This window comes from Gilvimarinus sp. 1_MG-2023, from assembly GCF_030548285.1.
Genome location: NZ_JAUOSC010001177.1, coordinates 1 through 262, shown reverse-complemented (window position 1 = coordinate 262; position 262 = coordinate 1). Strand labels below are relative to the sequence as shown.

The 262-nt window shown below is 63.4% G+C and carries 1 protein-coding gene; it reads left to right on the top strand.

From position 1 onward, the window contains the following. The coding region (locus tag Q4563_RS20565; protein ID WP_442903829.1) for a 3-deoxy-D-manno-octulosonic acid transferase at positions 1–262 on the top strand (262 nt) is incomplete at both ends.

The window sequence follows — 262 nt, the reverse complement described above, 5'->3', positions numbered from 1 at the left end:
CCGCCATCCCGGCTGAGTGTCTGCTGCAGTATCAAATACGATGTGGTGGTGCCGGCCGGGCTGGATGAGCAGGCCGCGGCCTTGAAGCAGGGCTGGGGCAAGCAACGACCGGTGGTGTTGCTGGCGTCCAGCCACGATGGTGAAGAAAGCCTGATGTTGGCTGCCATGACATCCTGGTTGCAGCGCTGGCCAGAACTGTTGTTGGTGCTGGTGCCGCGTCATCCGGAGCGCTTTGGGCTGGTGGCGCAAGCGTGTCTGGAGC